The sequence below is a fragment of the Hymenobacter algoricola genome (genome assembly GCF_039539525.1).
GTDB classification, from domain to species: Bacteria; Bacteroidota; Bacteroidia; order Cytophagales; family Hymenobacteraceae; genus Hymenobacter; species Hymenobacter algoricola.
This window is the reverse complement of sequence record NZ_BAABDH010000039.1, coordinates 43790-70362: the sequence shown is the minus strand read 5'-3', so window position 1 is coordinate 70362 and position 26573 is coordinate 43790. Positions and strand designations below refer to the sequence as shown.

Here is a 26573-nt window from a genome sequence, read left to right as displayed (position 1 = left end):
GTTATTTTGCGCCTCTTTCTACTTTTCTTACCGCGCTTTTTTTCAAGTAAATGGCATTAATTAACACGATTCGGGAAAAATCGAGCTGGGCTGTTGGCATCGTCGCCATCGGACTGCTGCTTTTTATCGTCGGAGGCGACCTGATCGGCGGCAACAACCGTCTGTTCAACCGCAATGAAAACGTCGTGGGCGAAGTCGCCGGCGAGAAAGTAGAGTACAACGACTTCAACATCGCCGTTGAGCAGGCCAAGCAGCAGTTTGTTGCCCAGCAGGGCCGCCAGCCCGACGAGCAGACCATGGGCTACCTGCGCGACCAGGCCTGGAACCAGACCATCTACCGCATTGCCTTCTCCAAGGAGTTTGACAAGCTGGGCCTGAAGGTTTCGGACGACGAGCTGACTGACATGGTGCAGGGCAAAAACATTCACCCCAGCATCAAGCAGGCGTTTACCGACCCCAAGACCGGCCAGTTTGACCGCGCCAAGGTGATTGACTACCTGCGCAACCTCGACAAGGCGCCCCCGCAAACCCAGGATGCCTTCCGCAGCTTCGAAGCCAACCTCGGCCCCGAGCGCCTCGGCAACAAGTACAACAACCTGCTCAAGCTGTCGACCTACGTGACGACGGCGGAAGCCAAGCAGTTTGGCGAAAACCAGAATACCAAAGCCAACTTCCGCTACCTGTTCGTGCCCTACTTCTCCATCTCCGACTCGGCGGTGAAGGTGAGCAACGAGCAGCTGCAGGCTTACCTTGACAAGAACAAGGGCCGCTACAAAGTAGAGGATGGCCGCAGCATCGAGTACGTGACCATTCCGGTGACGGCTTCGATGGAAGACAGCGCCAGCGTCCGCAAAACGGTGGATGAGCTGACGACCCAGTTCCGTACCGCCCCGGTTGACTCGCTGTTCGTGAAGCTCAACTCGGACCAGCCCTACAACGCTGCTTACGTGTCGCCGGCCGATATGCCCGAGAAGCTCCGCAGCCAGCAGCCGCTGACCGTGGGTCAGGTCTATGGCCCCTACGCCGAGAATGGCGTGTACTCGATCTTCAAGGTAACCGGTCAGAAAGCCGGCGCCCAGGCTTCGGCCCGCGCCAGCCACATCCTGATCAAGCCCGAAGGCACCACGCCGGAAGCCGATGCCAAGGCCAAAACCCAGGCTCAGGATCTGCTCAACAAGCTCAAGGCCGGCGCCGACTTCGCCGCCATGGCCCGGCAGTTCGGTACCGATGGTACCAAGGAGCAGGGCGGTGACCTGGGCTGGTTCACGCAGGGCCGCATGGTGCCCGAGTTCGAGAAGGCCGTGTTCGGCGCTACCTCGGCCAGCCTGCTGCCCACGCTGACCAAAACCTCGTTCGGCTACCACATCATCAAAATCACGGCCCCGAAGACCAACCAGACCTTCCAGATTGCCGCGGTGCAGAAGAACATCGTGTCCTCGGATGCCACCCGTGAAACGGCCTACGCCAAAGCGCAGGAGCTGAAGGGCCAGGCTGGCAACCTCGAGCAATTCCGCAAGCTGGTGACCAAGGACAAGACGCTGCTCAAGCAGGAAGCCAAGGGCCTCGGCCGCGGCGACCGGGCCGTAAACAGCCTGCAGAACGCCCGCGAGCTGGTGCGTTGGGCCTACGGGGCCGGCCAGGGTGGCAAAGAAACCAAGGTGGGCGACGTTTCCGACATATTTGAAATCAACGACCAGTACGTCATTGCGGCCCTCACCGGCGAGCGGGCCAAGGGCACGGCCGACGTGGTCAGCCTGAAGCCGGAGCTGACGGCGGCCGTGCGCAACGAGGAGAAAGCCAAGCAGATCATGGCCAAGCTGGAAGGCAAGAAAGGCACCCTTGAGCAGATGGCCGCCGCCTACGGCGCCACCGCCCAGGTAAAGTCGGCCAACGACGCCGTGCTCGGCACGGGCGTAATCCAGGGCCTCGGCGGTGAGCCGGTGGCGCTGGGCAAAGCCTTCGGCCTGAAAGCCGGCCAGAAGTCGGCCCCGATTCAGGGCGAGCAGGGCGTGCTGATTCTGGAAGGCGGCAGCATCGTACCGGCCACCGCACCCCAGGATGTGAAAACGCTGCGGCAGCAGCTCACGGCCCAGCGGACGGCCCGCGTCGATGGCGCCACCTACGAAGCCGTGAAGGCCAAAGCCGAAATCAAAGACAACCGCACCAAGTTCTTCTAAGCCACCGCGCTTAGCCAAACAAAAAGGGCTGTACCTTCGGGATGCAGCCCTTTTTGTTTGGGCCCTGGCCGCCTCTGGCGTATGTCCTCCCGCCTGGTCGGGCGGCCCGCACCGCCCAATGTTCTGGTCCGGGTCCGCTTTTCCCGGCTGGCCTGCAATGAAACCGGCCCGTTGTTGGTTTACCTTCCGCTACCTCTCACCGGACTTCCCCTGCTATGCGTCCGTTCCTGCTGCTTCGCTTCCGTAAGTACCATCTGGCCCTGCTGCTGAGCTGCGGGCTGCTCGGCGCCGTCCCGCTGCCTGGTCAGGCCCAGGATGAAGGCGGCGGCATTGCCCTGGCCCACGAGTATGCCCGCAAGGGGGAAAACGAGAAGGCCGCTTTCCTCTTCGGTCGCCTGCGCGCCGATGAGCAGCTGGCCGCCAACGTGCTGCCCGACTACCTGACCGTGCTGCAAAACCTGAAGCGCTACAAGGACGCCGAGAAGCTGGTGAAAAAAGGTATCCGCCAGCATCCGGAGGAAGTCGGCTACGGCGTGGCCCTGGGCAGCCTCTACGCCACTGCCGGCGACCAGGCCGCCGCCGACAAGCAGTACGAGCGGGTGGTGAGCCAGACTTCCGCCGGGCAGGTGCTGGCCGTGGCTACCGAGTTCGGGCGGCGCAAGCTGCCCCAGTGGGCCGAGAAAACCTACCTGCGCGGCCGGGAGCTGGCCAAAAGCGAAACTGACTTTGCGCCCCAGCTGATCCAGCTCTACACCCAGGATGGGCAGACCGACAAGGTGATGACCGAGACCCTGCGCCTGGTGCAGCAGGACGAGCAGCAGCTGCCCTTCGTGCGCAACATGCTGCAGAACAGCCTGCGCGAAGACAAGGACTTCGACGCCCTGGAGCGCATCCTGATAACGAACGTGCAGAAATACCCCGAGCGGCCCGTCAACAGTGAGCTGCTGCTCTGGCTGCAGGTGCAGCGCCACGACTTCGGCGGCGCCCTGGTGCAGGCCAAGGCCCTGGACCGCCGCGCCCGTACCGACGGCCTGCGGGTGCTGGAGCTGGCCGCCATTGCCCAGCGCAACAAGGACTACGAAACGGCCATTACCGGCTACGAGTACGTGATTCAACAGTACCGCGGCGGGCAGTTCTACGGTCCGGCGCGGCAGCGGCTGGTGCAGACCCGCGAGGAGCAGGTGCGCAACACCTACCCCGTGGACCCGGCCAAAATCCGCAGCCTGATAGCCGACTACCAGCAGGTGCTGACCGACCTGGGCAGGACGCCCGAAACGGCCGGCATGCTGCGCAGCATGGCCGCGCTCCACGCCTTTCAGCTCGATGAGAAGGACAAGGCCATGACGCTGCTGCAGGAAGTTATTGCCCTGCCCCGCGCCGGCCTCGACGTGGTCGACGAAGCGAAAATCAATCTGGCCGACATCTACCTGCTGCGCAGTGAGCCCTGGGAAGCCACGCTGCTGTACTCGCAGGTGGAGAAGTCGCACAAGGACACGCCGGTGGGCTACGACGCCAAGCTGCGCAACGCCCGCCTGAGCTACTATGCCGGCGACTTCAAGCTGGCCAAAAGCCACCTCGACATTCTGAAGGAGGCCACCAGCCGCGAAATTGCCAACGACGCCATGCAGCTCAGCCTGCTCATCACCGACAACACCGCCATGGACACCTCCGGCGTGGCCCTGCGCGACTACTCCAAGGTGGAGCTGCTCGTGTTCCAGAACCGCCTGCCCGAGGCCGTGAAGGGCCTCGATAACCTGCTGCAGAAATACCCCGGCCACGCGCTGTCGGATGATGCCTGGTACCTGAAGGCCCAGCTCCAGCGCCGCATGGGCAACTACCCCGACGCCCTCGCCACGCTCCAGCGCATCACCGCCAACCCCAAGTACGACGTGCTCAGCGACGACGCCCTGTTTCTGACCGCCAGCATCACCGAGGAAAACCTGCAGGACCGCGAAAAAGCTCAGGAGCTCTACAACCAGGTGCTGACCAAGTACCCCGGCAGCATCTACGTGGCCGAAGCCCGCAAGCGCTTCCGCAAACTCCGCGGCGACGTGGTGAATTAGAACGGCATTGAGCAAATAGCAAGGAACGCCATACCGAGCGCAGCCGAGGTATCTCGCGTGCTGACGTTGGAGTAGTAACTCAACGACGCCACGCGAGATACCTCGGCTGCGCTCGGTATGACGAATAAAACGAAAGCGGTGGGTAAAACAACTGTGCGGCTCTACCCGAAGAAAAGGAACATCAGGGCCAGCGCCAGGAAAAAGACCAGGTACATCAGCCCATCGGAGAGAATATACTGCTTGTATTGCTGGTAAAAGGCGCGTAGCTTGTTCATAGAGACTTACGAAAGGAAGCGGGAGGGCAAACGTACGCATTCAGCCCCCGACCGGGAAGCGCAGACCGTAGAGCCGCCGTTTTCTGCTTACTTTTGGAGGTATTGCCTAGAGAGGGTATCCCGCCGAGATTATGGAAAAACGATGGATTCGCAAGCCCGCGCCCGACGCGGAGAAAGTGCGCCACTTAGCCAGTGCGCTGCGCGTGAATGAAGCCATTGTGGCCCTGCTCTGCCAGCGCGGCGTGTGCACCTACGACGAGGCCTACGCCTACTTCCGCCCCGCCCTCACCACCCTGCCCGACCCGCTGCTGATGCGCGACATGGACCGTGCCGTGGCCCGCCTCGTGCGCGCCCTGCACGAGGGCGAGAAAGTGCTGGTCTTCGGCGACTACGACGTAGACGGCACCACCTCCGTGGCCCTGGTGTATTCCTTTCTGCTCCCGCTGTTCGGCCCCGAGCGCATCGACTACTACATTCCCGACCGCTACCGGGAAGGCTACGGCATCTCCGAGGCCGGCATCGACTTCGCCGCCGACAACAGCTACGCCCTCATCATTGCCCTCGACTGCGGGGTGAAGTCGGTGGATAAGATTGCCTACGCCAACACCAAGGGCGTCGACTTCATCATCTGCGACCACCACCTGCCCGGCGCCGAGCTGCCCGCGGCCGTGGCCGTGCTCGACCCCAAGCGCGCCGACTGCGCCTACCCGTTCAAGGAGCTGTCGGGCTGCGGGGTGGGCTTCAAGCTGATGCAGGCCCTGAGCGAAAACCAGGGGCTCGATGAGGCGCCCCTGCACGAGATGTTCGACCTGCTGGCCGTGAGCATCGCCGCCGACATCGTGCCCATCGTGGGTGAAAACCGCACCCTGGCCTACCATGGCCTGCGCCTGCTCAACGACCCGGCCTACCACCAGCGCCCGGGCTTCGATGCCCTGCGTGAGCTGGCCGGGCTAGGGGTGGGGCCGCTGAACATCAGCAGCCTCGTGTTCGGCTTCTCACCCCGCATCAACGCCGCCGGCCGCATGGGCGACGCCAAACGCTCGGTGGCCATGTTGCTGGCCGCCACCAAGGAAGAGGCTACTGAGAAAACCGGGGTGGTGGATAAAACCAACCAGGAGCGCCGCGGCTTCGACACCAGCATCACCAAGGAGGCGCTGGAGATGATTGAGCAGGACAGCACCCACCGCACGGCCCACTCCACGGTGCTCTACAAGGAAGACTGGCACAAGGGCGTGGTGGGCATCGTGGCCTCGCGCTGCCTCGACAAGTACTACCGCCCCACCATCATCCTGACCCAGAGCAACGGCAAGGCCACCGGCTCGGCCCGCTCCGTGGTGGGCTTTGATGTGCACCAGGCCATCGAGGAATGCGCCGACCTGCTCGACCAGTACGGCGGCCACATGTACGCCGCCGGCCTCACGCTGCCCATCGAAAACGTGGACAAGTTCCGGGCCCGGTTCGAGAGCATCGTGGCCGGCCGCATCCTGCCCGAGCAGATGATTCCGCCGGTGGAAATCGACGCGGTGCTGCCCCTGAGCGAGATTACGCCGAGCTTCTACAAGCTGCTCCAGCAGATGGAGCCCTTCGGCCCCGGCAACCCCAACCCGGTGTTTGAGTCGGAAAAGGTGTACGCGGCCACCAACTCGGCCCGCATCGTGGGCAACTCCCACCTCAAGCTGGCCCTCACCCAGGACGGCCAGCACACCATCGACGCCATCGGCTTCGGCCTGGGCGAGTACCACGAGCGAATCCTGCAGGGCGCGCCCTTCAACGTGTGCTACACCATCGAAATCAACGAGTACCGGGGTGTGAAAAGCCTGCAGCTGCGGGTAAAGGATATCCGCTGGGTGGAGTAGGGGAGAGAAGCCAAAGCGTGCTGCCTGAGTGAATACCCTAAACGGTGGCCGGCCGTCCGGCTGCTTCCTGCCCCGCCCACCACACCCACGCCATCAGCACCAGCTGCAGCGGCAGGCGCAGCCACAGCGCCCACAGGGGCACCGGCAGGCCCGCGCCGTGGGTTTGGAGCATGTACACGTTGGCCGGAAACACGGCCACCAGCAGCGCCAGCAGCCCCCAGCTGGCCCGGCGGCGGGTGGCGGGCAGCAGCAGGCCCAGCCCGCCGGCTAGTTCGGCCGCCCCGCTCAGATACACCAGCAGCAGCGGCGCCGGCAGGTAAGGCGGCACGATGCGCAGAAAGGATGCCGGGGCCACGAAGTGGGTGATGCCGGCGCCAATAAAGAGCAGGGCCAGCACGTAGCGGCTGAGGGTTTTGAGCATGGGCAAGAAGGGTAGCGACGCGGTATCTCGCGTCTCAGGCGTTGCGGATGGTGGTTCGGCGGGGCGGTTTCGGTCGTGCCACGCCGCGCCGCGAAGCAGCGCGGCGCTACGGCGTCTGCCGGCTGTCTTACGGCGATAGGCTGAATCTGCCGGAAAACTACCAGCTTTGGGCAGACCAACGTACTGCCCGGCCCCGGCCGGCGTTGTCGGTCCTCCGTTCCAGCTCCGTTTCGTGTATGAAGCTCTTCTCCCTGGCCCTCGGCCTTCCCCTGCTGGCCGCCCCGGCCGCCTTCGCCCAGCAGCCCGCCGGCTACCGGATCAGCCTGGATTTGCAGCAAGCCACCAACGACCAGGTGCGGGTGGTCATCCTGCCGCCGCCGGTGCAGGAGGCCCGGGCTACCTACGTGATGCCCTCGGTGGTGCCCGGGTCCTACTCCAAAAAGGACTACGGCCGCTTCGTGACGGGCTTCGCGGCCTACGATAAGAAAGGCAAGCCGCTCAAGGTGACCAAGGACGGGGCCAACCTGTTCGTCATCGACAATGCCCCCAGCCTGGCCCGTATCGAGTACCGCGTGGACGATACCTGGGACGTGAAGCAGGACGACGGCTTCATCTTCCAGCCCGGGGGCACCAACTTCGACGCCGGCCGCGACTTCGTGCTCAACCACTACGGCCTCTACGGCTACCTCGAAGGCTACAAGATGCAGCCCTACCAGGTGACGGTGGCCAAGCCCGCCGACTTCTACGGGGCTACTTCCCTGGCCGTGCGCCGCCCCACGCCCACCCAGGACGTGTTTACGGCCCCCAGCTACGTGGCCCTGGCCGACGCGCCCATCCTGTACAGCAAGCCCGACACGGCCAGCTTCAGCAGCGGCGGGGCCCGGATTTCGGTGGCCGTGGTGTCGGAAACCGGGGCCGTGCAGGCCGCGCAGGTGCGCGAAATCATCCGCCCCATGGCCGAGGCCCTGACCCGGTACTTCGGGCAGATGCCGGTGCCGGAGTACCACTTCCTGCTGTACTTCCCCAGCTTCGGCTCCCCGCTGGCCAGCGTCAAGGGCGGCTACGGGGCCATGGAGCACTCGTACTCGTCGCTCTACTTCCTGCCCGAAGTGCCCGCCGACCGGCTGCGCAGCATGGTGCAGGAGGTGGCGTCCCACGAGTTTCTGCACATGCTGGCCCCCCTGAACATTCACTCCCGCGAAATCGGCGAGTTCGACTTCCGCAGCCCCCGCATGTCGCAGCACCTGTGGCTCTACGAGGGCGTGACCGAGTACATTGCCCAGCTCGTGCAGACCCGCGGCGGCCTGACCACCCCCGACGAGTTCCGCCAGCGCATGAAGGACAAAATCGACAAGGCCGAAAAGTTTCCCGCGGTGAGCTTCACCGAGATGAGCCGCCGGATTCTGGAAGCGCCCTACAAGGACATGTACGACAACGTGTACGAGAAGGGCGCGCTCATCGGCCTGCTGCTCGACATCCGCATCCAGGAGCTGAGCCAGGGCCGCCAGAGCCTGCGCGACGTGCTGCTGACCCTGCGCCAGAAGTACGGCCCCACCCGCTCGTTCGAGGACAAGGACCTGATTCCGGAAGTGGTGGCCCTGACCAACCCCGCCCTCCAGCAGTTCTTTGACCAGTACGTCATCGGCAGCCAGCCCTTGCCCTACGCCGAGTACTTCAGCAAGATTGGCTGGCAGTTTCAGGCCGAAGGGCAGGCCAAGGTCATGGCCTTCGGCAACCTGGGCTTCCGCTACGACACCGACCAGAAGCAGTTCCTGGTGGCCCAGACCACGCCCGAGCAGAACGGCTTCGGCCTGAGCGAAGGCGACGTGCTGCTGGCCGTGAACGGCACGCCGCTCGACATGACCAACGCCGAGCAGCTGCTGCGCCCGTTGGTCGAGCCCACGTCGGCCGGGGCCGTAACGGTGCGGTTCCGGTCGGGTACGGCGGCGGCCCAGGAAAAGAAAGCCACCCCGCGGGAGTTCGACGTAACGCTGAAAAACGTGCTGGAGCTGAACCCCGCCGCTACGCCGGCCCAGGTGGCCCTGCGCGAAAAAGTGCTGACCCCGCGGCGGTAATAGCGATGGCTAGAAAAAGAACGTGCTGCTTCGACTGCGCGGACGCCAGATGAGCAGGACGCACTACATTCCAGTCAGCTCCCAACTCCTCGTTACCTTTGTGCCAATGATTCTTCGCGCCGAACACCTGGTTAAGACCTACAAGTCCCGCACCGTCGTCAATGATATGTCGCTGGAAGTGGCGCAGGGCGAGATTGTGGGCCTGCTGGGCCCCAACGGCGCCGGCAAAACCACCTGCTTCTACATGACCGTGGGGATGGTGAAGCCCAACTCGGGCCGCATCTTTCTCGACGACGACGACATCACCAAGCTGCCCATCTACCAGCGCGCCCGCCGGGGCATCGGCTACCTGGCCCAGGAAGCCTCGGTGTTCCGCGACCTGAGCGTGGAGGAAAACATCCTCTCGGTGCTCGAAATGACGGATATGCCCAAGCAGGCCCAGCGCGACAAGGTGGAGGAGCTGCTCAACGAGTTCAGCCTCACCCACGTGCGCAAAAACCTGGGCCGGGTGCTCAGCGGGGGAGAGCGGCGGCGCACCGAAATTGCCCGCGCCCTGGCCGTCGACCCCAAGTTCGTGCTCCTCGACGAGCCCTTCGCCGGCGTCGACCCGATTGCCGTGGAAGAGATTCAGGGCATCGTGGCCAAGCTCAAGCACAAGAACATCGGCATCCTCATCACCGACCACAACGTGAACGAGACGCTCAGCATCGTCGACCGTGCCTACCTGCTCTTCGAGGGCAAGCTGCTCAAGGCCGGCACCGCCGAGGAGCTGGCGGCCGACGAGATGGTGCGCCGGGTGTACCTGGGCAAGCATTTCGAGCTGAAGCGTAAAGTCTACTAAGCCGTGATTGGCTCTATCCTGACGTGGGCCGTGCAGCGGCGGCTGGCCAGCATCGACCACTTCCGCCAGCACCCGCACGAGGTGCAGCAGCGCGTGCTGCAGGAGCTGCTGCTGGCCGCCCGCACCACCGAGTGGGGCCATCGCTACGGCTTCGCCGACGCCCCCAGTGCCCGGGAGTTTGCCCAGCGGGTGCCGATCAGCAGCTACGAAGAGCTGTATCCCACCCTGGAGCGCGTGCTGCGCGGGGAAGTCGACGTGCTCTGGCCCGGCCGCGTGCTGTGGTTTGCCAAGTCGTCGGGCACTACCAATGCCCGCAGCAAGTTTATCCCCGTCACCCCGGCGTCGCTGCACGAGAGCCACTACCGCGCCGGCCGCGACATGACGGCCACGGCCACGCTGCTCTACCCCGAGTCGCGGGTGCTGGATGGCAAAACCCTCTCGCTGGGCGGCACCCACGCGCCCAACCCGTTCCGCCCCGAAGCGCCCGACTCCCGCGTCGGCGACGTGTCGGCCGTGATTATGCAGAACCTGCCCGGCTGGGCCGAGTACATCCGCACGCCCCCGCTGGAGCTGGCCTTGCTGGATGAGTGGGAGGAAAAGATTGAGCGGATTGCCCGCCACGTGCTGGGCGTCAACGTGTCGGTGCTGGCCGGGGTGCCCACCTGGATCATCGTGCTGCTGCGCCGCGTCACGGAGCTGGCCGGGGCCGCCGACATCACCGAGGTCTGGCCCAACCTGCGGCTGTTTCTGCACGGGGCGGTGGCGTTCGGGCCCTACCGGGAGCTGTTTCGCCAGCTGATTCCCCGTGAGCAGATGGGCTACCTGGAAATCTACAACGCCTCGGAAGGCTACTTCGCCTTCCAGGATCAGCCCGACTGCGAGGACCTGCTGCTGCTGCTCGACCACGGCATCTACTACGAGTTTATCCCCGCCGACCAGTTCGAGGCCGAAATCCCGCAGACGCTGACGCTGGAGCAGGTGGAGCGGGGCAAAAACTACGCGCTGGTCATCAGCACCAATGCCGGGCTGTGGCGCTACAAAATCGGCGACACGGTGCGCTTCACCAGCCTGGCGCCCTACCGCATCCGCATCACCGGCCGCACCAAGCACTTCCTGAACGCCTTCGGGGAGGAAGTCGTCATCGAAAACGCCGATGCTGCCCTGGCCGCCGCCTGCCGGGCCACCGGCACCACCGTGCGCGACTTCACGGCGGCCCCCATCTACTTCGAGGCCACCGAGTCTTCCCGCGGCGGCCACCAGTGGATTATTGAGTTCACGCACCCGCCCCACGACCCGGCGCAGTTCACCCGGGTGCTCGACGAAACCCTGCGGCAGCTCAACTCCGACTACGACGCCAAGCGTCACCGCGACCTGGCCCTGGCAGCCCCCGTGCTGACCGTAGCGCCGACCGGAACCTTTGACCGCTGGCTGGCCCGCAAAGGCAAGCTCGGCGGGCAGCACAAGATTCCACGCCTGAGCAATTCCCGCGAGTTCCTGGAGGAAATCCTGCGCGAAATAGCGTAGTAGTCCGGCCTGCTCCGCAGCGGATGGACTTGTAACCAATATCTTGGTTGACATTGCCTCACCCCGATTATTTGCCGTCTCCACCAGCTGCTATGGTCACCACTAGCTACTGCCGCGTCCTGCTGGTGCTGGGGCTGCTGGCCTTACTGAGCAGCTGCTCAGCCACCAAAGGCCCCGTAGGCTTCTGGTCCGAGCACCGCTCCGATGCCGCTTTGCAGCCGCATGGTCCCTGGCGGGCGTACTATCCCGGTCCGCCCCGCCGCCTGGCTACGCGGGAGCGGTTCCGGCACGGCCGCGTGGTAGGCCGCTCCCGTTTCTACGATTCGAGTGGCACCCTGGAGCGAACGGAGAAGCATGCCAAAGCGCCGGCTGGCGTGCTTAGCATCACGTACTTTTATCCGAACGGCCGCGTGCTGCGCACGGGCCAGGCCCGCATTGTCGCCGAGCCGGATGGGGCGCACTTCTACTGGTTTGGGGAATGGCCGGTGTATTCTGCCGCGGGCAAGCTCGTGAAAATCGAGTATTACGAAACGGGTAAGCTCTTCAGCGTGAAAAACATATAGCTTCCGCCGACGGCCCCGGCAACGCGGGTAACCTAAAACCGGGTTCTGGGACTTCCCATTTGGGAAACCAGGAACATAGGGATAAGAAAATGCTGGATTTACCCCTATATTGTGTAATTGTTAACACTCACGCTCCCACCGTGCCACCTGTTGCATCCTCCTCGCACCGCTCCTATTCCCGGCGTAAGCGCCGGAACTCCTCCTCTGCCGCCGCTACGACCTCGAAGCTGAAGTCTAAAGCCACAGTGGGGGCCCTGGGGCTGCTGCTGGTGGCGCTACTCGTCAGCCTGGGCGTTATCGTCTTCACCATGGGCCGGGGCGAGTCGAAGGTGCCCGTCAGCTACGACGATACTACCGCCGCCAGTCTGCCGGCCGCTCCGCCCGCCCTGGCCGATACGACGCCCGTGGCCGCGCCAGCCCCGGCGCAGTAGGCGCCACCCGGCTCCGCCCTATTCATCCAGCACGCCGCCCACCAGCCGGCCCAGCACGCCGCCGCTTTCCTTGCCGGCATTGCCGCCGTTGGGCATCAGGGCCTGGATGAGCTTCTTGACGGGCATCGACTGGATCCAGACCCGGCCGCTGCCCTGCAGCGTGGCCAGCAGCAGTCCTTCGCCCCCGAAAATCATTGATTTCAGGCCGCCCGCGCGGGCAATGCTGAAGTCTACGCCAGGCTCGAAGGCCACAATGCAGCCCGTGTCTACGCGCAGAATCTCGTTGTTGAGGCGCTTTTCGATAACGGTGCCCCCGGCGTGGATAAATGCTTTGCCGTCGCCGGTGAGCTTTTGCAGGATGAAGCCCTCCCCGCCGAAAAAGCCGGCCCCGAAGCGCTGGTTGAAATGAATGCTGATTTTGGTGCCCTTGGCGGCGGCCAGAAAACCGTCTTTCTGCACGATCAGGCCCGCGGGCAGGCTTCGTAAATCCAGGGGAATGATGGTGCCCGGATAAGGCGCCGAAAACGCTACCCGGCTTTTGGCGGTGGGGCCGCGGTGGGTGAAGTGCGTCATAAACAGCGACTCCCCGGTAAGCAGGCGGGTGCCGGCCGAAAACAGCTTGCCCATAATACCCTGGTCGGGTTCTGAGCCGTCGCCCATCTTGGTTTCGAAGGCAATGCCTTCTTCCATGTAGACCATGGCTCCGGCCTCGGCCACCACTGTTTCGTTGGGGTCCAGCTCAACCTCCAGAACCTGAATGTCAGAGCCCAGAATACGGTACTCAATGTCGTGGGAAAGCATAGGGGCGGGGCAAAGGATGAAACAACCCTCAAGTATAGTGAAACCCGCATAATCAGACCCTGCCCCGCAAGCAAAAAGGCAGCCATCCGAACCCGGACGGCTGCCCGTGTTAAAGGCCGACCAGTCGTTGGGCGCCCGTTTACGCTTCGGGTAGCTCCCGCTGCAGATCGGCTTCGGCGGAAGCGTCCGGGTCGCCCTTGGCCGGCTTTTTCTTGGCTTCCTTGCTGGTGCGGCGCATGAAGTCCTCATCGGTTTCCTCCGGCTCCTGGGTGCCGTCTTCGAGCGGGAACTCATCCTCGTCCTTTTCCCCAAACTGCCCGTCGCGGTTCACGAGCTTTTTGTCGCGCACGTGGCGGTTCAGGAACAGGTTGATGTCCTCGATGGAATAGTTAGAGGTGATTTCGCCCAGCGGGTTGACCTTTATTTCAAAGCCTTCCAGCTCTTTGTGGACGCGTGCCTTTTTGTCGGGGTCGGTCTTCTTGGTCTTACTAACGGGTTTCTTAGCCATACAAGCGTCCGGTTGAAGTGGTCAGGGTAGGTAAGCGGAGCAGCATTCCAGCAATTCCAGCTGCTGCTCCTGCTTACGGGACAACTCGCTGCACGGATGCGCAGGGTTGCCTGCCTGCGGCAAACCAGCCGGCAGGCAGCTTCCCGGCCCGGGCATAAAAAAGCTGCCCGCCGTTTCCGGTGGGCAGCTATAGGGTAGGCAGTTCTATTGGCAGGCAGTTTCTGCCCCACAGGATCTGCTTAGGCGGCCAAAGCCGCCACGGCCGCCAGAATCCGCGCGGAGGTTTCCTGCGTGCCCAAAATGCTCATAATGTGCATCAGGTCGGGGCCGGCGCCGGCCCCGGTTACGGCCACGCGCAGGGCCTGCAGCACCTGGCCCAGCTTCAGCCCCTGGCCTTCTACGACCTGGGTCAGCAGCGCTTTAATGCCGTCGGGTGTGGTGTCGGGAGCAGTGGTCAGGGCCTGGGCGAAGGCAGCCAGGGCCTCGGCCACTGCGGCATTCCACTTCTTGCTGATAATCTGCTCGTCATAGGCCGTCGGGCGCTGGAAAAACAGCTGGGCTTCCTTGGCCAGGTCGGCGGGAAACGTCGCGCGCTCCTTCACCAGGGTCGCAATCTGCTCGGCTTTGGCTGCCGTTACGTCGAGGCCCTGCGCCTGCAGGTCGGCCAGCAGGTACTGGGCCAGTTCGGCATCGGGCTTGGCCCGCAGATACTGCTCGTTGTACCAGCGCACCTTGTTCTGGTCGAAGCGGGCCGGCGACTTGCTCACGCGCTCAATCGTGAACGTGTCAATCAGCTCCTGCATCGTGAACAGCTCCTGCTGGGTACCGGGGTTCCAGCCCAGAAAGGCCAGGAAGTTGATGAAGGCCTCGGGCAGGTAGCCACTCTCGCGGTAGCCGCTGCTCACCGTCGGCTGGCCCTCGGCGTCGGTGCCGTGCCACTCCAGCGGGAACACCGGGAAGCCGAGCTTGTCGCCGTCGCGCTTGCTGAGCTTGCCGGTGCCGTCGGGCTTGAGCAGCAGCGGCAGGTGGGCAAACTGCGGCATGGTGTCTTCCCAGCCCAGAAAGCGGTACAGCAGCACGTGCAGCGGCGCCGAGGGCAGCCATTCTTCGCCCCGGATGACGTGGGTGATTTCCATCAGGTGGTCGTCCACGATGTTGGCCAGGTGATACGTCGGCATGCCGTCCGACTTCATCAGCACCTTATCGTCGACGGCCGAGGAATGCACCACTACCCAGCCGCGGATCAGGTCGTTAAACCGGATTTCCTCCTTGCGGGGCACCTTCAGCCGGATAACGTACTGGCTGCCGCCGTCGAGCAGCTGCTTCACCTCATCCTCGGGCAGGGTCAGCGAGTTGCGCATCTGGGCCCGGGTGATGCTGTTGTACTGCGGATTGGGCACCTTGGCGGCCGTCAGGCGGGCGCGCATGACATCCAGCTCCTCGGGCGTGTCGAAAGCGTAGTAGGCGTGGCCGCTGTCGATGAGCTGCTGGGCGTACTGGCGGTACATGGGTTTCCGCTCACTCTGCCGGTAAGGCGCGTGGGGGCCGCCCTGCTCAATTCCCTCGTCGATTTCGATACCGCACCAGCGCAGCGCGTCCATGATGTACTGCTCGGCGCCGGGCACAAAGCGGTTCTGGTCGGTGTCTTCAATGCGGAGCAGCATTTTGCCGCCCAGCTTGCGGGCCAGCAGGTAGTTATACAGCGCCGTGCGCACGCCGCCGATGTGCAGCGGCCCCGTAGGACTGGGCGCAAAACGCACCCGTACTTCTCTTTCCATAAAACAGTCGGTTCGCGGCGTCTTTCAGCATAGAAAAACGCCGCGCAAAGGTATGAAATGTGAGGTGGTGAAGTGGTGGGTTAGGGACTTTTCCGTTCAGCCGGCGCTGCGCCGGCCGTTTGCACCCGACTTGCCGCGCCAGCTCAGCACTTGCTCCACTGGGCATTGGGCTACGGAAAAAGCTTCCGCCGTAAGACGCGGCCTTACGGCTTCACCGCGATGCACGAAATTTCGACCTGCACATCTTTGGGCAGCCGGCTCACCTCCACCGTTTCGCGGGCCGGGGCGTAGTCGGCCGGGAAGTAGCTGCCGTAGATTTCGTTGATCAGGCCGAAGTTGCCGAGGTCTTTGACGAAGATGCTGCACTTCACCACGTCCAGCAGCGTGAGGCCCGCCGCCGCCAGCACCGCCTGCAGGTTGCGCATCACCTGGTGCGTTTCAGCGGCCACGTCGCCACTGCCCACCAGCTGCCCACCGGCATCCAGCGGAATCTGGCCCGAGACGTATACCGTGTTGCCGGCCTGGATAGCCTGGCTGTAAGGCCCGATAGGCGCGGGGGCATCGGCGGAGTAGATAATCGTGTTAGGCATTACAAACAGCAAAAAGGAGGGTGAACAGGAGAATTTCAGTCCCAAAGTAAGCGGAAAAATAACCCCGGCTGCCGGGACGGAGCCATAAAAAAGGCCGCGCTGATTTTCAGCGCGGCCTTTTCCGATAAGCGTAATCCGGGTTATTCCACCGTCACCGACTTAGCCAGGTTCCGGGGCTGATCCACGTTGCAGCCGCGCAGGACGGCAATGTGGTAGGAAAGCAGCTGCAGCGGAACCACCGATACCAGCGGCATCAGCACTTCGCTGGTGGCCGGCACCTCAATGACGAATTCCGCCATGGACGGAATCACGTCGTCGCCTTCGGTTACCACGGCAATGATGCGGCCCTTGCGGGCTTTTACTTCCTGAATATTCGACACCACCTTCTCATACGAGCTGTCCTTGGTAGCAATAACGACCACCGGCATGTTCTCGTCGATCAAAGCAATCGGGCCATGCTTCATCTCGGCCGCGGGGTAGCCCTCGGCGTGGATGTAGCTGATTTCCTTAAGCTTGAGCGCGCCTTCCAGGGCTACGGGGAAGTTGTAGCCGCGGCCCAGATAGAGGAAGTTAGTTGAGTCCTTGAAAATTTCGGCAATCTGCTTAATCTCCGTATCGAGCAGCAGCGCCTTCTCCACTTTCGCGGGAATGTTGCTGAGCTCCATCATCAGGGCCCGCATCTTGGTGTCGGAGAGCGTGCCGCGCTGATGGCCCACAATCATGGCCAGCAGCGTGAGCACCGTCACCTGGGCCGTAAAGGCTTTGGTGGAGGCCACCCCGATTTCGGGACCGGCGTGGGTGTAGGCGCCCGCGTCGGTGGCGCGGGCAATGCTGCTGCCCACCACGTTGCAGATACCGAAGATAGTCGCGCCCTTGCTCTTGGCCAGCTCGATGGCGGCCAGCGTGTCGGCCGTTTCACCCGACTGGGAAATGGCAATGACGATGTCGCGCTCGGTGATGATCGGGTTGCGGTAGCGGAATTCCGAAGCGTATTCTACTTCTACCGGAATGCGGGCCAGGTCCTCGATGAGGTACTCGGCTACCAGTCCGGCGTGCCAGGAGGTGCCGCAGGCCACGATGAGAATCCGCTCGGCATTCACAAACTTCCGCTCGTAAGCCCGGATGCCGCCCATGTTCAGGTGGCCCGCTTCCAGTTCCAGGCGGCCACGCATCGAGTCGAGAATTGAGCGGGGCTGCTCGAAAATCTCCTTCAGCATGAAGTGCTCGTAGCCACCTTTCTCGATGCTGTCGAGCTCCATTTCCAGTTTCTGGATATAGGGCGTCTGCTTTACGTCTTCCTTGCTGCGAATATCGAGCTTGCCGTCGCGGATGACGACAATTTCGTAGTCATTCACATATATCACCTCGTTGGTATACTCGATGATGGGGGTAGCATCAGAGGCCAGGAAAAACTCGTCTTTACCCACGCCGATAACCAGCGGGGAGCCTTTACGGGCCGCAATCAGCTGGTTTGGATCGTCTTTGCTCAGCACGACGATGGCGTAGGCGCCAACGACTTCGTGCAGCGCCAGGCGGACGGCCTCTTCGAGCGAGCAGCTGTTTTGCTTCTGGATTTCCTCAATCAGGTTCACGAATACTTCCGTGTCCGTATCGGAGTGGAAAACGTGCCCTTGCTTCTGCAAGTGCGTTTTGAGCGCCGCGTAGTTTTCGATAATGCCATTGTGAATAATGGCAATCCGCTCGGAGGTGGAGTAGTGCGGGTGCGCGTTCGAGTCGTTCGGCTCGCCGTGGGTCGCCCAGCGGGTATGGCCCATGCCGATGTGGGCGTGGGTGTCTTTCTCCGCAATGAAGTTTTCGAGCTCCTGGACTTTGCCCTTTTTTTTATAAACGTTCAGCGTGCCGTTTAGCAGCGCCACGCCGGCCGAGTCGTAGCCGCGGTATTCCAACCGCCGCAGGCCCTTGATGATGATTGGGCAGGCTTCACGATACCCGATATAAGCGACAATTCCGCACATAGTGTGTCAGAGAAAGAGTTGAGGGGAGAAAATCAAAGGACACGGCCCTTAACAAAGGCCGTGCCGCAGTGATTATGAGGAAACAGAAACGGAGTGCTAGCGCAACTTGGAGAAGTATACGCGCAACTTGATGTTTTGGGCGTCGAGCACGGCCCGGTTCAGCGTCAGGTTGACCGTGCCTGACGAATAGCGTACCACCGGGAACAGCATCAGTGCTGCCGGCCGTTCGGCTCCCAGCACATCGTAGATGTAGGCCTGCAGGTAGCTGGTCATGCTCAGGCTATAGTACTTGTTGGTTGGGCCCAGATCGTAGAAGGTTGCCACTGCATTGGTGCCGGCACTTTGCTGGTTGGTACCATCAGCCTGAATCAGGCGCTCAAAAGGAGAAATATTGACGGTGCGCTGCAAAATAGTGTTGTCTGCGCCCAGCTCATAGACGACGGCCTGCGGGGGCAGCGGAAAAAGCGCGTTGGTATACGGCTTAACCGGCACGATCAGCTCCGCCCGGTTGATGGCCAGACCATCCTTGTTGCTGACCAGCTCGGCCAGCCCCGGAATCTCCAGCTTGGTGCCCAGGCCCAGGCCATCCTGCATGTATACTGCTTGGTCCGTCGTGTTGGGCAACACGGATTTTTTTGAGTCGGAGAGCTGGTCGAAGGGCGCGGTTAGCTCCGTACTTATCTGGGTGAAGGACCGGGGTGCGTTGGCGGCTCCCGCACTGCTCTCGAAGCTGATGGGGTAGGGGACGGGATTAACATCCGTGCCGCCATCAAGGTGATAATAGAAAATCACCCGGTTTTGCTGGGCCCGGTTGAAGCCGACCACGGAACTCGAAAAGCCGTCGGAGGGCGCCAGCGCCAGGCCTTTCCACAGGCCGTTGAGGACGGTTTGGGTGAAAGGCGTGTCCTTGCTTTTGATGGCGTTGAAAACACCTTCGATAAAAGCCGAAGGAACTGCCGGCAGAGTGCCTGCCGCTTTGCGAAAAACCGTCAGCCGCACGCTGCGGTCGGGCACCGTTACGCTGGTGGTGCTGTCGACCAAGACATTTTTCTTTGTCTTCAGCCCATTCGGGCGCTCTTCTACTCGGGTGCGGTTGAGGGAGCTTTTCAGCCCCTTGCCGATACCAACTGTGGGCTCAAGGAGCGCGACGTTGGTAGTAGAGTTATAAGTGCCTTGATCGTCCAGCGGACTTGCCAGCCGAAACACATCGTACGCTACCGGCTGCGCGGAGCTGCCATACACCTGATCGAAGCTGGCTACTATCACCACCGAATCCAGAATCTGCTTGTCATACTGGCTCGGGGACACAATCGAGCCCGCCAACAGCGTCTGCAGGTTGAAGAAAGATTTGGCGGTGGTGGTACCCAGCTTGGCATCCTGAACCCGACCCACCAGATAGCGGCTGGAGTTCAGCGTCTGCACCGGCTTTTGCAGCACGGTGGAGGCATTGACGGCATAATCTCGGTACTCGGTGCTGATAGGGGCAGTGCCCGGTAGCTCTACTCCTAAGTCGTTGGGGTCTTCGCAGCTGGCCGCGGCAAACAGCAGCGCAACGGAAAACAGGGAAGCCGATGCAGATCGGAAAGCGCTATTAGCTAGCCAATTCATTATAAAGAGTGTAGTAAGAGGTCAGCAGGTTTTCGTCGGCGCTAACCTGGCCGAACTGCTTTTTCTGCGAGTATTCCGTGAACATGGCGTTCAGGTTGTCGCTGAAGTCTTCGTCAGATTTCATCACGGAGTCAGCATATTCCATGCCCACCTTGATGAAGCCGCCGAAGTCAGCCGACTTGAGGGCCGCCAGCATTTCGTCATCAATGTCCAGCATTTTGGCCTTCTCGATGATGTCGCCTTCAAATTTGTGGCTGAACTCGTTGTTGTAGATGGTGAACACCGACTTGGCGTCCTTGAAAATCGGGTCCTTCTTGTAGGTCGTTTTCAGGTACATCGGAATCAGGCCCGTCATCCAGTCGTTGCAGTGCACGATATCCGGCGCCCAGCCCAGCTTCTTGACCGTTTCGAGTACCCCTTTGCAGAAGAAAATAGCCCGCTCGTCATTGTCGGCGTGAAATTTATCGTTCTTGTCGACCAGCACCGACTTGCGGTGGAAGTAGTCTTCGTTGTCGATGAAGTACACCTGCAGCTTGGCGTTGGGAATGGAAGCTACCTTGATAATCAGCGGCTTCTCTTCTTCGCCCACGGCAATGTTGATACCCGACAGGCGCACTACCTCGTGCAAACGGTTCTTACGCTCGTTGATAATACCGAAACGGGGCACGAAAATGCGGATTTCCATCCCCATCTCCTGCATGCCCTGAGGTAGCATCCGCAGAAACTCCGCTACCTTGGTCGTCTGCAAAAACGGGTTGATTTCCGTGGCAGCGTAGAGTATTCTCAACTTGGACATAAGGGGGAAGTTGGTATGATTGGGAAAGGGCAACACTTTGGGATGCACAAAATTAAGCATTTTTGACCGAAATATCAACCAACCACCCCTGCGGGCCCCTCCGCAGGCTACTCACTTATGGAGATACTGCAAGCGGCCGCGGAGTTGCAAGCCCGGGCGGAAAAATGGCGTCAGGCCGGTCAGCGTATTGGCCTGGTGCCCACAATGGGGGCCCTCCACGAAGGGCACCTACAGCTGGTCCGCGCCGCCGCCCGGGAAAACGACGTGGTGGTAGTCAGCATCTTCGTCAACCCGACCCAGTTCAATAACCCCGAGGATTTCCGCCTCTACCCCCGCCTGCCCGAAGCCGACGCGGCGCTGCTGGCCCCGGCGGGCTGCACCGCGCTGTTTCTGCCTTCCGTGGAGCAGATGTATCCGCAGCCGACTGTGCTGACCTTTGACTTTGGGCCCCTGGAGCGGGTCATGGAAGGCGCCCACCGGCCGGGACACTTCAACGGGGTAGCCACGGTGGTGAGCAAGCTGTTTCACCTGAGCCGGCCGCACCGGGCCTACTTCGGCCAAAAAGACCTGCAGCAGGTGGCGGTCATCCGGCAGCTAACCGCCGATTTGTCGTTCGATCTGGAAGTGGTGGCCTTTCCTACGGTGCGTGAAGCCGATGGCCTGGCTATGTCGTCGCGCAACCGGCGGCTGGCAGCCAACGACCGGGCCGTGGCTCCCCGGCTGCACGCCGCGCTGGAAGCTGGCGCCCGGCTGGTAACGGCTGGGCAGACTGCCGAAGCGGCTCAGGGCGCGGGCAGCCGGCTGATTGCCGCCGAGTCTGCTATTACCCCCGAATACTTTGCGGTGGTGGATGCCCGTACTTTGCAGCCGCTCGTGGGCGTGGCGCAGCCGGGCCAGCCCGTGGCGCTGTGCGTCGCGGCCTACCTGGGGGGCGTACGGCTTATCGACAATCTGGTGGTGCAGGTCTGAGCCGGGCCAGCAATGCGGCGTTCGGGCGGTTTTAGCTACCTTTGCGCGCCCAAATTCAGCTCTTTCAGCTTATGCATATCGAGGTCCTCAAGTCGAAAATCCACCGTGCCAAGGTCACCCAGGCCGAACTGCATTACGTGGGCAGCGTTACTATTGATGAGGACCTGCTGGACGCGGCCAACATGGTAGAAAACGAGAAAGTGACCATTGTGAACGTGAACAACGGGGAACGATTCGAAACCTACACCATCCGGGGAGAGCGGGGCACCGGTACGCTGTGCCTGAACGGGCCCGCCGCCCGCCGCGTCGCCGTGGGCGACATTGTGATTATCATTTCCTACGCCCTGATTGACTTTGCCGAGGCCCGGGCCCACAAGCCGACGGTTATCTTCCCCGATCAGCACAACCGGCTGGCGTAGCGCCATTTGACGGCCACTTTCGTACAAGCCTTTTTATTCCTGCACGCTTCCCCGCCGCTGGCGGGCCCGCCCCATTCTGCTTCTGCATGAAGACACTGTTTAATATCCTGAAATACGCGTTGCTGCTGTCCGTTTCGGGCCTGCTGATGTGGTACGCCGTGCAGGGCCAAGACCTGAGCAGCATTGGCCGGCACATGCGCGAGGCCGACTACACGTGGCTTTTGGCCACCATGGTGCTGTCAGTACTGGGCTATTTCAGCCGGGCCTACCGCTGGAAGATGCAGCTCGATGCTGCGGGGCATAAGGTTGGGCTCTGGGATGTGTACCACGCCAGTATGGTGGGTAACCTGGCCAATCTGGTGCTGCCACGTATGGGGGAAGTCATTCGCTGCTCCGTGCTGCAGCGCACCAACAAAGTGCCGGTGCAGATTGCCCTGGGCACGGTCGTCACCGAGCGGGTAATCGACGTGCTGATGCTGCTGCTGCTGCTGGGCAGCACGCTGCTGCTGGACTTTAACACGTTCTGGTCGTTCGTAACCGATAACGTGCTGGGGGCGCGCTACGATGAGCTGGCCCGCAACCGAACGCCGCTGCTGGTGGCCGCCGCCATTGCCCTGCTGCTGCTGCTCGGGTTGGCCTATGCGCTGTTCCGGAATCTGGAGCGGCTCCGCCAGAATGCCTTGTTCAACAAAGTAATGGTCTTTGTGAAAGGACTGCTGGCGGGCGTGTTCAGCGTGTTGAAGATGAAGAACAAGGCGCTGTTCCTGTTCCACACCTTCTTCACCTGGGCGGTGTATTACCTGATGGATTACTTGGCCTTCAAGTGCTTTCCGGCCACCTATTCGCTGGATATGCGGGCGGGTTTAGCCGTGCTTACCTTCGGCGCCTTCGGTATGGCGGCCCCGGTAGCCGGCGGCATCGGGCCGTTCCACATCATGGTGCAGGGAATTCTGCTGGTGTACGGCGTCTCGAAGGAGGCCGGTATTGCCTACGCCCTGGTGGTGCACGGCGCCCAAACGCTGCTCGTGGTACTCATGGGCGGTATCAGCTTCGTGGCCAGCATGCTCAAGTCGGGCCGGACATTGCGGCAGCTAGCTACCGAACCGGCCCTGGTGGCCCCAACCCATGTGGAGTAAAGACAAGATTCTCAGCCGCGAAGCCCTGCTGCCCGTTGTGGCGCAGTGGCAGGCGCAGGGCCGCAAGGTGGTCTTTACCAACGGCTGCTTCGATTTGCTTCACCTCGGCCACGTCGACTACCTGGAAAAGGCCCGCCACCTCGGCGACGCCCTCGTCGTAGGGCTCAATACCGACTCATCGGTGAGCCGCCTCAAACCCGGCCGGCCGCTCCAGGACGAATTGTCACGGGCCCGCATCCTGGCGTCCCTTTTGTTTGTTGATGCCGTAGTGCTCTTCGATGAGCCGACGCCGCTGGAACTGATTACGCTGGTCAAACCCGACATTCTGGTGAAGGGCGACGACTATCCGATCAGTGGAATTGTAGGCCACGAGTTGGTGTTGGAGAATGGTGGGCAGGTGCTCACCGTACCGCTCGTAGCTGGCTACAGCACGACCGGTATCGTGGAGCGCGTTCAGCGTCTTTTCACCTCTTAGCAACTTCACTATGCATTTCAGTTCAAGTCCGGTGATGATCCTCATCTTTGTGATGATGGGCATAAGCTGGCTCATTCAGTGGCGTCTGCGCAGCAAATTCAGCGAGTACGCCAAAGTTGGTCTGCAGTCGGGCCTGACCGGCCGGCAGATTGCCGAGCTCATGCTCGCCGACCACGGCATCACCGACGTGCGGGTTATCTCCGCCGAAGGCCGCCTCACCGACCACTACAACCCGGCCGATAAAACCGTCAACCTCAGCGAGTCCGTGTACGAGGAGCGGAGCGCGGCCGCCGCGGCCGTAGCCTCTCACGAGTGCGGCCACGCCGTGCAGCACGCCACGGCCTACAGTATGCTGCAGTTTCGCTCGGCCATGGTGCCCATGCTCAGCGGCGTTGCCACCTACATGCCCTGGATTCTGATTGCCGGCGTGCTCCTGCTGCGCACCAGCATGATTCCGCTGGGCGTGGGCATTGCCCTGTTCTCACTCACCACGCTGTTTAGCTTTGTCACGCTGCCCGTCGAGTTCGATGCCAGCCGTCGGGCCCTGGCCTGGATTGATAAGCGTGGTATCGTCACTACCCAGGAGCACGCCATGGCCAAAGACGCACTGTGGTGGGCCGCCATGACGTACGTGGTAGCGGCCATCAGCTCCCTGGCTACGCTGCTCTACTACGTGAGTATTTTCATGGGCGGCCGCGACCGGCGCTAGCCGTTCCATTGCTCGGTAAACCAGAAGCCGCTGCTCAGGGCCACCGGAGCAGCGACTTTTGCAAAAGCCGGCGGTAGGTTCTGCGGTGTATACTAGGCTGCCAGCGGGGCGTAGCAATGCGGGTTTCGCGGGCCTGAACCCCGAAAACAAAAGTGCCTTAATTTTCCTTCTCAGCTAGAGCCAAGCACCGAAATTAGGCAGGAATCGGAAAAAATCCGGGCTGTTTGCTTATTCTGCGCGCTTGCCGGCTTAATTTTGAGTCACAGTCTTCTCCGCTGCCCCAGCGACCCCTATTCATTCCCACCCAAGTTTTCCCGTATGGATTTCCAACTCACCGAAGAACAACTCGCCGTGCAGGCGGCCGCCCGTGATTTTGCTCAGAGTGAGCTGTGGGCCGGAGTTATTGAGCGCGACGAGCACCAGAAGTTTCCCACCGAGCAAATCAAGAAGATGGGCGAGCTGGGCTTCATGGGCATGATGGTGAGCCCGGAATACGGCGGCGGCGGCATGGATACCGTGTCGTACGTGCTGGCCATGGAGGAAATCAGTAAGGTGGATGCTTCCTGCTCCGTCATCATGTCGGTGAATAACTCGCTGGTATGCTGGGGCCTGGAAAAGTACGGCAGCGAGGAGCAGAAGCAGAAATACCTGACCAAGCTCACCACCGGCGAAATGATCGGGGCATTTGCTCTGTCGGAGCCCGAAGCAGGGTCGGACGCCACCATGCAGCGGACCACCGCCGAGGATAAAGGCGACCATTACCTGCTCAACGGCACCAAAAACTGGATTACCAACGGCAGCTCGGCCTCGGTCTATCTGGTCGTTGCCCAAACCAATCCTGAGTTGAAGCACCGCGGCATCAACGTACTGATCGTAGAGAAGGATATGCCCGGTTTTGTGATTGGCAACAAGGAGAACAAGCTCGGTATCCGTGGCTCCGATACGCACTCGCTGATGTTCACCGACGTGAAGGTGCCCAAGGAAAACCGCATCGGCGAAGATGGCTTCGGCTTCAAGTTCGCCATGCAGGTGCTGGCCGGCGGCCGGATCGGCATTGCTGCCCAGGCGCTGGGCATTGCTTCCGGGGCTCTCGAGCTGTCTTTGAAGTACTCGAAAGAGCGCAAAGCCTTTGGGGTGGAGATTTCCAAGCATCAGGCTATCCAGTTCAAGCTGGCCGACATGGCAACCAACATCGATGCTGCCCGCCTGCTCTGCCTGCAGGCCGCCAACGACAAGGACCAGCATCTGGACTACGCCAAGTCCGGGGCCATGGCCAAGCTGTTTGCTTCCAAAACGGCGATGGACACGGCCGTTGAAGCCGTGCAGATCCACGGCGGATATGGTTTTGTTAAGGAATTCCACGTGGAGCGCATGATGCGCGACGCCAAGATTACCCAGATTTACGAGGGAACGTCAGAGATTCAGAAAATTGTAATCTCTCGGGAATTGCTCAAATAATTTCCGAATAGCCTAAAAGTCAGAATCATTGCATTTAACCCAGCCATTTTTTGGCTGGGTTTTTCGTTTTTGTGAATTTTTATATGTTATTTTGCATTGTCTAAGTCCGGACTCCTATCTACCCGGTACCAACCTAGCACCCTAACCACCCCCGGAATATGGAAGATTACAATAAAGTCATCGAATCCCTCGGTGTTCGTTACATCAAGGCCAAGAATCTGGTTCTGCAGCAGCCGTTTACCGTCCGCAATTATTATGATGTCGGCAACAACCTCATCTTGCTGCATAAGGGCCGCGTGGCCTTCGGCGACGAGGAGCATGTGGTAGAAGAAGGAGAGATGCTGTTTATTCCCGGCGGCCGGGCCACCAAGGTGAGCTATGGCGAATCGGCGGGCAAAAGCATCACCAACGACGACCTGATCAGCAACAAGGACAAGTTCTTCCACTCCAACGCCGACCTCGACCTGATCGGCGACGCCGAGGAAAGCCACAGCTTCGTGAGCTTCGAGGCCAAGGTCTTCGACTCGGTGAACTTCTTTGCCTCGCTCGACGTGCCGGCCTTCCTGATCACCGGCAACTCCAAGCTGGCCAATTTGGTCATCAAGGTGGTGGAGGAGAGCATGCAGGAGCTGCCCGGCCGGGAGCGGCTCATCACGATTTACACCGAGAACATTGTGGTGGAAATCGTGCGCTACATCCTCAAAAACAAGATGTTTGTGGAGCAGCTGGCCACCAACAGCACCTACTTCAAAGACCCGCGCCTGATTGACCTGTTCAACTACATCAAGGAGAACATCGGTGGCGACCTGTCGAACAAAGTTCTGTCGAGCGTGGCCAATGTGAGCGAGGACTACGTGGGCCAGTACTTCAAGATGCTGACCGGCATCAACCCCCAGGACTATATCGAGTACCAGCGCATGGAGCGGGCCGTATTCCTGCTCCGTACTACCAAGAAAAGCATCCGCGACATCGGCAAGGAAGTGGGCTACAAGGACACCGCTTACTTCTGCCGCCGTTTCAAGATGATGTTCGGGATTCCGGCCGGCAAAATGCGCCGCCGTGAATCGGCCATGAACATCTAGTCCCGGCCTCGCCCAAATACATTGGGCACACCACTGACAACA

General features: G+C 61.5%; 23 protein-coding genes. 15 read left to right on the top strand and 8 right to left on the bottom strand.

Annotated elements, in window-relative coordinates; genetic code table 11:
• Window positions 1–50: 50 nt before the first annotated feature.
• The 3 genes from ABD842_RS11180 (at window position 51) to recJ (ending at window position 6371) form a co-directional block, all read left to right on the top strand.
• Entirely contained in the window at window positions 51–2177 is a 2127-nt protein-coding gene (locus ABD842_RS11180; protein ID WP_345113534.1) for a peptidylprolyl isomerase, read from the top strand.
• Window positions 2178–2392: 215 nt separating this feature from the next.
• Window positions 2393–4240 (top strand): tetratricopeptide repeat protein, encoded by a 1848-nt coding sequence (locus tag ABD842_RS11175; RefSeq protein ID WP_345113531.1) that lies wholly within the window; start codon window positions 2393–2395, stop codon window positions 4238–4240.
• Window positions 4241–4646: 406 nt separating this feature from the next.
• Window positions 4647–6371 carry a single-stranded-DNA-specific exonuclease RecJ gene (gene recJ, locus ABD842_RS11170; RefSeq protein ID WP_345113528.1) on the top strand — a complete coding sequence of 575 codons (1725 nt, stop codon included), beginning with the start codon at window positions 4647–4649 and terminating at the stop codon, window positions 6369–6371.
• Between the two features lie 37 nt (window positions 6372–6408).
• Here the strand turns inward: recJ and ABD842_RS11165 are convergent, their stop codons facing one another.
• A complete protein-coding gene (locus ABD842_RS11165) occupies window positions 6409–6792 on the bottom strand; it encodes a DoxX family protein (RefSeq protein WP_345113525.1) in 384 nt (127 codons plus the stop codon).
• Window positions 6793–7028: 236 nt separating this feature from the next.
• Between ABD842_RS11165 and ABD842_RS11160 the strand changes: the two genes are divergently transcribed.
• From ABD842_RS11160 to ABD842_RS11140, 5 genes are all read left to right on the top strand, one after another.
• The gene (locus ABD842_RS11160; RefSeq protein ID WP_345113522.1) at window positions 7029–8867 is read left to right on the top strand and encodes a M61 family metallopeptidase; all 1839 of its coding nucleotides are present in this window, start codon (window positions 7029–7031) and stop codon (window positions 8865–8867) included.
• Between the two features lie 106 nt (window positions 8868–8973).
• Window positions 8974–9708: an LPS export ABC transporter ATP-binding protein gene (gene lptB / locus ABD842_RS11155; protein ID WP_345113519.1), complete on the top strand. Its 735-nt coding sequence runs from the start codon at window positions 8974–8976 to the stop codon at window positions 9706–9708.
• A gap of 3 nt (window positions 9709–9711) precedes the next feature.
• Window positions 9712–11232 (top strand): GH3 auxin-responsive promoter family protein, encoded by a 1521-nt coding sequence (locus ABD842_RS11150; protein WP_345113516.1) that lies wholly within the window; start codon window positions 9712–9714, stop codon window positions 11230–11232.
• Between the two features lie 92 nt (window positions 11233–11324).
• Window positions 11325–11795: a toxin-antitoxin system YwqK family antitoxin gene (locus tag ABD842_RS11145; RefSeq protein WP_345113513.1), complete on the top strand. Its 471-nt coding sequence runs from the start codon at window positions 11325–11327 to the stop codon at window positions 11793–11795.
• A 140-nt stretch (window positions 11796–11935) separates the two neighbouring features.
• Window positions 11936–12226, top strand: coding sequence for a hypothetical protein (locus tag ABD842_RS11140; protein WP_345113510.1), 291 nt, complete (start codon window positions 11936–11938; stop codon window positions 12224–12226).
• A gap of 18 nt (window positions 12227–12244) precedes the next feature.
• Here ABD842_RS11140 and ABD842_RS11135 read toward each other — a convergent pair whose 3' ends face one another.
• The 7 genes from ABD842_RS11135 to ABD842_RS11105 all read right to left on the bottom strand — a co-directional run bounded on the left by ABD842_RS11135 (window position 12245) and on the right by ABD842_RS11105 (window position 20283).
• Window positions 12245–13027 carry a TIGR00266 family protein gene (locus tag ABD842_RS11135; protein WP_345113507.1) on the bottom strand — a complete coding sequence of 261 codons (783 nt, stop codon included), beginning with the start codon at window positions 13025–13027 and terminating at the stop codon, window positions 12245–12247.
• Window positions 13028–13166: 139 nt separating this feature from the next.
• Window positions 13167–13535, bottom strand: a complete 369-nt coding sequence (locus ABD842_RS11130; protein WP_345113505.1) for a hypothetical protein — start codon at window positions 13533–13535, stop codon at window positions 13167–13169.
• Window positions 13536–13774: 239 nt separating this feature from the next.
• Window positions 13775–15313: a glutamate--tRNA ligase gene (gltX, locus tag ABD842_RS11125; protein WP_345113502.1), complete on the bottom strand. Its 1539-nt coding sequence runs from the start codon at window positions 15311–15313 to the stop codon at window positions 13775–13777.
• A 203-nt stretch (window positions 15314–15516) separates the two neighbouring features.
• The gene (locus ABD842_RS11120; RefSeq protein ID WP_345113500.1) at window positions 15517–15903 is read right to left on the bottom strand and encodes a RidA family protein; all 387 of its coding nucleotides are present in this window, start codon (window positions 15901–15903) and stop codon (window positions 15517–15519) included.
• Between the two features lie 140 nt (window positions 15904–16043).
• Window positions 16044–17879: a glutamine--fructose-6-phosphate transaminase (isomerizing) gene (glmS, locus tag ABD842_RS11115; RefSeq protein WP_345113497.1), complete on the bottom strand. Its 1836-nt coding sequence runs from the start codon at window positions 17877–17879 to the stop codon at window positions 16044–16046.
• Window positions 17880–17975: 96 nt separating this feature from the next.
• Window positions 17976–19487, bottom strand: a complete 1512-nt coding sequence (locus ABD842_RS11110) for a DUF4270 family protein (protein ID WP_345113494.1) — start codon at window positions 19485–19487, stop codon at window positions 17976–17978.
• Window positions 19471–20283, bottom strand: coding sequence for a glycogen/starch synthase (locus ABD842_RS11105; protein ID WP_345113491.1), 813 nt, complete (start codon window positions 20281–20283; stop codon window positions 19471–19473). Before ABD842_RS11105 ends, ABD842_RS11110 begins: the two co-directional genes overlap by 17 nt.
• Window positions 20284–20400: 117 nt before the next feature.
• On the opposite strand from ABD842_RS11105, the gene panC reads away from it, so the two are divergent.
• The 7 genes from panC (at window position 20401) to ABD842_RS11070 (ending at window position 26531) form a co-directional block, all read left to right on the top strand.
• A complete protein-coding gene (gene panC / locus ABD842_RS11100; protein WP_345113488.1) occupies window positions 20401–21252 on the top strand; it encodes a pantoate--beta-alanine ligase in 852 nt (283 codons plus the stop codon).
• 71 nt (window positions 21253–21323) lie between these two features.
• Entirely contained in the window at window positions 21324–21671 is a 348-nt protein-coding gene (panD, locus tag ABD842_RS11095; protein WP_345113485.1) for an aspartate 1-decarboxylase, read from the top strand.
• 86 nt (window positions 21672–21757) lie between these two features.
• Window positions 21758–22807: a lysylphosphatidylglycerol synthase transmembrane domain-containing protein gene (locus ABD842_RS11090; protein ID WP_345113482.1), complete on the top strand. Its 1050-nt coding sequence runs from the start codon at window positions 21758–21760 to the stop codon at window positions 22805–22807.
• Window positions 22797–23282 carry a D-glycero-beta-D-manno-heptose 1-phosphate adenylyltransferase gene (gene rfaE2 / locus ABD842_RS11085; protein WP_345113479.1) on the top strand — a complete coding sequence of 162 codons (486 nt, stop codon included), beginning with the start codon at window positions 22797–22799 and terminating at the stop codon, window positions 23280–23282. The genes ABD842_RS11090 and rfaE2 overlap by 11 nt, the downstream gene beginning before the upstream one ends.
• A 34-nt stretch (window positions 23283–23316) precedes the next feature.
• Window positions 23317–23991 carry a zinc metallopeptidase gene (locus ABD842_RS11080; RefSeq protein WP_345113476.1) on the top strand — a complete coding sequence of 225 codons (675 nt, stop codon included), beginning with the start codon at window positions 23317–23319 and terminating at the stop codon, window positions 23989–23991.
• A 318-nt stretch (window positions 23992–24309) separates the two neighbouring features.
• The gene (locus tag ABD842_RS11075; RefSeq protein WP_345113473.1) at window positions 24310–25449 is read left to right on the top strand and encodes an acyl-CoA dehydrogenase; all 1140 of its coding nucleotides are present in this window, start codon (window positions 24310–24312) and stop codon (window positions 25447–25449) included.
• Window positions 25450–25607: 158 nt separating this feature from the next.
• Window positions 25608–26531, top strand: a complete 924-nt coding sequence (locus ABD842_RS11070; RefSeq protein WP_345113471.1) for a helix-turn-helix domain-containing protein — start codon at window positions 25608–25610, stop codon at window positions 26529–26531.
• The last annotated feature ends 42 nt before the right edge of the window (window positions 26532–26573 follow it).

Coding starts and splice junctions, on each gene's coding strand:
- ABD842_RS11180 (WP_345113534.1), top strand. CDS start 51: ATGGCATTAATTAACACGATTCGGGAAAAATCGAGCTGGGCTGTTGGC.
- ABD842_RS11175 (WP_345113531.1), top strand. CDS start 2,393: ATGCGTCCGTTCCTGCTGCTTCGCTTCCGTAAGTACCATCTGGCCCTG.
- recJ (WP_345113528.1), top strand. CDS start 4,647: ATGGAAAAACGATGGATTCGCAAGCCCGCGCCCGACGCGGAGAAAGTG.
- ABD842_RS11165 (WP_345113525.1), bottom strand. CDS start 6,792: ATGCTCAAAACCCTCAGCCGCTACGTGCTGGCCCTGCTCTTTATTGGC.
- ABD842_RS11160 (WP_345113522.1), top strand. CDS start 7,029: ATGAAGCTCTTCTCCCTGGCCCTCGGCCTTCCCCTGCTGGCCGCCCCG.
- lptB (WP_345113519.1), top strand. CDS start 8,974: ATGATTCTTCGCGCCGAACACCTGGTTAAGACCTACAAGTCCCGCACC.
- ABD842_RS11145 (WP_345113513.1), top strand. CDS start 11,325: ATGGTCACCACTAGCTACTGCCGCGTCCTGCTGGTGCTGGGGCTGCTG.
- ABD842_RS11135 (WP_345113507.1), bottom strand. CDS start 13,027: ATGCTTTCCCACGACATTGAGTACCGTATTCTGGGCTCTGACATTCAG.
- ABD842_RS11130 (WP_345113505.1), bottom strand. CDS start 13,535: ATGGCTAAGAAACCCGTTAGTAAGACCAAGAAGACCGACCCCGACAAA.
- gltX (WP_345113502.1), bottom strand. CDS start 15,313: ATGGAAAGAGAAGTACGGGTGCGTTTTGCGCCCAGTCCTACGGGGCCG.
- ABD842_RS11120 (WP_345113500.1), bottom strand. CDS start 15,903: ATGCCTAACACGATTATCTACTCCGCCGATGCCCCCGCGCCTATCGGG.
- glmS (WP_345113497.1), bottom strand. CDS start 17,879: ATGTGCGGAATTGTCGCTTATATCGGGTATCGTGAAGCCTGCCCAATC.
- ABD842_RS11110 (WP_345113494.1), bottom strand. CDS start 19,487: ATGAATTGGCTAGCTAATAGCGCTTTCCGATCTGCATCGGCTTCCCTG.
- ABD842_RS11105 (WP_345113491.1), bottom strand. CDS start 20,283: ATGTCCAAGTTGAGAATACTCTACGCTGCCACGGAAATCAACCCGTTT.
- panC (WP_345113488.1), top strand. CDS start 20,401: ATGGAGATACTGCAAGCGGCCGCGGAGTTGCAAGCCCGGGCGGAAAAA.
- panD (WP_345113485.1), top strand. CDS start 21,324: ATGCATATCGAGGTCCTCAAGTCGAAAATCCACCGTGCCAAGGTCACC.
- ABD842_RS11090 (WP_345113482.1), top strand. CDS start 21,758: ATGAAGACACTGTTTAATATCCTGAAATACGCGTTGCTGCTGTCCGTT.
- rfaE2 (WP_345113479.1), top strand. CDS start 22,797: ATGTGGAGTAAAGACAAGATTCTCAGCCGCGAAGCCCTGCTGCCCGTT.
- ABD842_RS11080 (WP_345113476.1), top strand. CDS start 23,317: ATGATCCTCATCTTTGTGATGATGGGCATAAGCTGGCTCATTCAGTGG.
- ABD842_RS11075 (WP_345113473.1), top strand. CDS start 24,310: ATGGATTTCCAACTCACCGAAGAACAACTCGCCGTGCAGGCGGCCGCC.
- ABD842_RS11070 (WP_345113471.1), top strand. CDS start 25,608: ATGGAAGATTACAATAAAGTCATCGAATCCCTCGGTGTTCGTTACATC.